We start from the raw sequence: 4,661 nt of genomic DNA on the forward strand, positions 1-4,661 counted from the left end.
ATCTGACACCATGAAACTGCAACAATATTCAGTTGCTGCCTGTAATTCATCAAAAAAATATTCCATTGAACATATTATGGAAAAATGGGATAAACTTATAAATAATTAATCTTAATGTTTACTAACTATTTCTCCACCGGAATATGGACAAATACAATAAGCCTTATTGGTTTACTGTATGCTATATACATAATGTCCTGCTCCAATAAGAAACTACTGCGAGGGACAAACAATAATGTCATTCCATTCTTCGTTATCTTTCTTGCGACCATTTATATTGGAACTCGCCCAATATGGTGTTATGCCGACACTCATCTGTATACGCAGATTTTCAATCTTGTGCAGTCTGGACAATGGATTGAGATTAAAGGCTTCGGTGAAGAACCATTCTTCCTATGGGTTGAGTATTTATGTATTGAACTGACCGACGCATCAGGTTGGCTTTTAGTAGTTTCAATATTCTATGTAGTCGGGATGGGTATTGCATCATACCACTGGATGCCTCGACATCTTTTTCTTGCCATAATATTCTGTTTTACAGCATTCAGTTTTTGGGGATACGCGACAAACGGTATCCGAAATGGCATGGCATCCAGTATTGCATTGCTTGGTCTGTCATTTTTCTGCAAAGGGAAAACTCATACAATTATTGGGTACGGACTGCTGTTATTGGGTATGGCAACCCACAAGACAATTGGAGCAGTAATTGTTGCCGCTACAGTGGCATTGTTTCTAAAAAAAACGAATCTAAATCTGAGCATTTGGCTATCATGTATAATACTTAGCCTGCTGTTTCAGGATTATTTTAAAGACTTATTTATCCTATTCGCCGATGATGAACGTATGACTAATTACCTTACTCAAGAAGTTAATAAAAACTTATTTTCATCAACGGGATTCAGATGGGATTTTATTCTATATAGTGCCGCCCCCATACTGCTTGGATGGTATACTGTTGTGAAAAAAGGTATAACAGACAAAACATACATGTTTCTACTTCATACATACATTTTTGCAAACGCGTTTTGGGTATTAATAAACACGGCTGCATATTCCAATAGATTTGCTTACATTTCGTGGTTCATGTATCCCATACTTCTCGCTTATCCACTTGCTAAATTCAGTATATTCAAACGCCAAGGAATTATTACAGGATTAATACTAATCACGTGTATTGCATTCACATACATTATGTAATATGAGTAACAATAACTATCGAATTTCTGTAATTATAGGTATATATAATTGTGCATCAACGTTATACGACGCACTTGATTCACTGTTAACACAAAGCTATAAATCATTCAAGATTATACTGTGTGATGACGGCTCTACGGATGAGACATATTGCATTGCAGAAAAATATGCAAATAAATACAGTAATATTATACTTTTAAAAAACGGGAAAAACATGGGGCTGAATTATACCCTTAACCGTTGTTTGGAATATGCTGACACCGAATACATTGCACGTATGGATGGAGATGATATTTCTTTACCGGATCGATTTCTTAAAGAAATTGAATTCCTTGACAATAATCCTGATATTGCGATTGTGAGCTGTCCGATGATATATTTTGATGAGAATGGAGATTTTAAAACAGGGAAAAACAACACACCATATCCTCAACCCAAAGATTTTATTCATGGCACCCCATTCTGCCATGCTCCTTGTATGGTTAGGCGTGAAGCATATATTGCAGTCAATGGCTACACTGAAAATAAGCGGTTACTGCGTGTAGAGGACTACCACCTATGGTTTAAAATGTATGCAATCGGTTATCGCGGACACAACCTAAATGAACCATTATATAAAATGCGAGATGACCGCAACGCATATAAGCGACGCACATTTTCCAGTCGTCTCAATGAAGCATATGTAAGATTTATTGGATTTCGGATGTTAAAACAGCCTTTTTACTTTCTAATATTTTCTTTACGCCCAATATTTGTAGGATTGCTACCTAATTGGTTGTATACCTATCTTCACAAAAACAGGAATTAAAAATGTATTCAATAGGAATTAATATGTAACTTAAAGTTTTTGAAACAATTTTACATTTACATGTTAACTCTACATTTTCCAAAAAGATAAATATCTCTTGTATATCAACAATAATTTTTTTAACTTGCCGACGTATTATGCGACTAATCAATCCAAGGGCATTTTATGATTAGCGATAAAATACAAAAACTTATATTTTCCACAATCAAGCAGATAGAATGTATCGTAAATTATTCAAACTAATATTTGATTTAATTTTTTCAGGATGCGCATTAGTTTTAGCAAGTCCGATAATACTGATATTATGGATATGCCTAACTATAGTCAATAAAGAGTCCGGAGCTTTTTTTTCCCAACAGCGTCCCGGGAAAAATGCCAAAATATTTAAAGTCATCAAGTTCAAAACCATGACCGACCAAAAAGATTCCGAAGGGAATCTTTTACCTGATGAAAAACGCTTGACGAAAGTCGGGAAATTCATACGCTCCACATCCCTTGATGAGCTTCCTCAATTATGGAATGTAGTAAAAGGAGATATGTCTCTAATTGGCCCTCGGCCCCTACTTCCTGAATATTTGCCACTATACGATGAATCACAAAAACGTCGACACGAAGTAAGACCGGGCATTACAGGATGGGCTCAAGTAAATGGGCGAAACACAATATCATGGAAACAGAAATTTGAGTATGACATATATTATGTTGATAACATGTCATTTATTCTTGATTTAAAAATTATTTACCTCACAATAAAGAAAGTTTTTATTCGCGAAGGTATAAATTCAGCAACAAGTGCAACAATGGAGACTTTTAACGGCAAAAATTGAATAGATTGAAACATGAAAAAACAAACATGCGATATACTTATTTACGGAGCAGGAGGACTTGGAAAAGAAGTTGCGTGCACAATAAACCGTATAAATACAAAAGCTCCAACATGGAATCTAATAGGGTTCATTGATGATGCAATTCCAGTAGGGACACCGATTTCCCATTATGGGGAAATTTTAGGCGGTATTGAATTCATTAATGGATATCCGTGTAAAATAGCGGTTGTAATTGCTGTTGGAAATGGAAATATTTCAAAAAAGATAGTCTCACAAATATACAATCCTAATATTGAATTCCCCAATTTAATATATCCCGATTTTTGGGTAGAGGATAAAAACTCTTTTTCGATTGGTAAGGGGAATATCATACAAGGATCATGTATTGCAACTTGTGATGTTACAATCGGAGATTTTAATATATTAAATGGTTCCGTTGTGATTGGTCATGACGTGAAAATCGGAAATCATAACATCATTATGCCTGCGACACGTATTTCAGGAGAAGTTGAAATAGGTAATTTCAATTTACTTGGAGTGTCCTCAATTATTTTGCAACAAATCAAGATAAAAAACAATACCAAAATTGCCGCTGGAGCGGTTTTAATGACTAATCCTAAAGAAAATTGTACATATATAGGAAATCCAGCAAAAAAATTTAATTTTTAATATTAATCATCAATGGTTTAACGAGCCTCGCCATTGAATAACAATTGGCTCAAATATTATTATTATGGAAATCAATGAATTTATAAAGCATTTCGCTGAACAATTTGATGAAACAGATGCATCAGTTTTTACCGCTGAAACCGAATTTCATGAACTTGACGAATGGTCATCATTAACCGCTTTGTCAATTATTGCTATGATTGATGATGAATATGAAGTTACCCTAAAAGGTGATGACATAACTAAGGCAAAAACTATCAATGATCTGTTTGAAACTGTAAAATCTAAACTCTAATGGCTTTTTTTGAGATTAAAAATGTTAGGATCGCCGGCTTAGCTGCCGGTGTTCCTAAAAATGTTGAATCCACAATTTCGACAAATGACAAATATGATGCAGCATCATTTATTGAAACTACTGGTGTTATAGAAAAACGTTACTCGCAAGATTTCACAACATCAGACTATTGTGAGGCAGCGGCTAAGCAATTAATAGAGGATCTCAAATGGGATAAACAAGACATTGATGCCATTGTTTTTGTCACACAAACAGCCGACTATATCCTTCCCGCAACATCTTGTGTATTACATGGAAAAATGGGACTAAAGAAAGATTGTTTTACTCTTGACATATCTCTTGGTTGCTCTGGTTGGGTATATGGGCTAAATACCCTTATGTGTTTAATGCAAGGTGGAGCCATAAAAAAAGCTCTTTTAATGGCTGGAGATGCGAGAGGTCAGGTTGTGCCCAAACTTCCGCCAGATCAACTTTTTGGCCATGCAGGGACAGTGACAGCATTGGAATATGGAGATTTTGATGATGTATACCGTTTTGACATGGGAAGTGACGGGACTGGCTATGACGCTATCATTAAACCATATGGAGGCACACGTAACCAAATGACCAAAGACACCTTTGGTATTTTTGAAGACGAGGAAGGAAAGCCAACCTCAAATTTTGCATCAAAAATGAAAGGAATGGACGTTTTTGCATTTGGGATAACAACAGCGCCAAAATCGGTAAAAAAATTAGCCAAATATTATGAATTTGATTACCTTGATTATGATTATTTCGTTTTCCATCAGGCTAATATGAAAATGAACAAAACAATTGAGAAAAAGCTCAAACTTGATACATCTAAAGTACCCTATTGCATGCCATA

At 35.2% G+C, this 4,661-nt stretch carries 6 protein-coding genes; all 6 read left to right on the forward strand.

Features of this window, described 5'->3' with window-relative positions:
• The first annotated feature begins 192 nt into the window (after positions 1–192).
• Entirely contained in the window at positions 193–1,197 is a 1,005-nt protein-coding gene (locus ACKI2P_RS02880; RefSeq protein WP_407374841.1) for an EpsG family protein, read from the forward strand.
• Position 1,198: 1 nt separating this feature from the next.
• Positions 1,199–2,005: a glycosyltransferase gene (locus ACKI2P_RS02885; protein ID WP_407374831.1), complete on the forward strand. Its 807-nt coding sequence runs from the start codon at positions 1,199–1,201 to the stop codon at positions 2,003–2,005.
• Positions 2,006–2,223: 218 nt separating this feature from the next.
• The gene (locus ACKI2P_RS02890) at positions 2,224–2,832 is read left to right on the forward strand and encodes a sugar transferase (RefSeq protein ID WP_407374833.1); all 609 of its coding nucleotides are present in this window, start codon (positions 2,224–2,226) and stop codon (positions 2,830–2,832) included.
• 12 nt (positions 2,833–2,844) lie between these two features.
• Complete coding sequence (locus tag ACKI2P_RS02895; protein ID WP_407374835.1) at positions 2,845–3,501, forward strand: acetyltransferase; 657 nt, start codon at positions 2,845–2,847, stop codon at positions 3,499–3,501.
• Positions 3,502–3,565: 64 nt separating this feature from the next.
• A complete protein-coding gene (locus tag ACKI2P_RS02900; protein ID WP_407374837.1) occupies positions 3,566–3,796 on the forward strand; it encodes an acyl carrier protein in 231 nt (76 codons plus the stop codon).
• Positions 3,796–4,661 (forward strand): hypothetical protein (locus ACKI2P_RS02905; RefSeq protein WP_407374839.1); only part of this gene is annotated, 866 nt, incomplete at its 3' end. The genes ACKI2P_RS02900 and ACKI2P_RS02905, both read left to right, overlap by 1 nt.

It is taken from the genome of Methanobrevibacter sp. (assembly GCF_045541095.1).
Classification (GTDB): domain Archaea; phylum Methanobacteriota; class Methanobacteria; order Methanobacteriales; family Methanobacteriaceae; genus Methanocatella.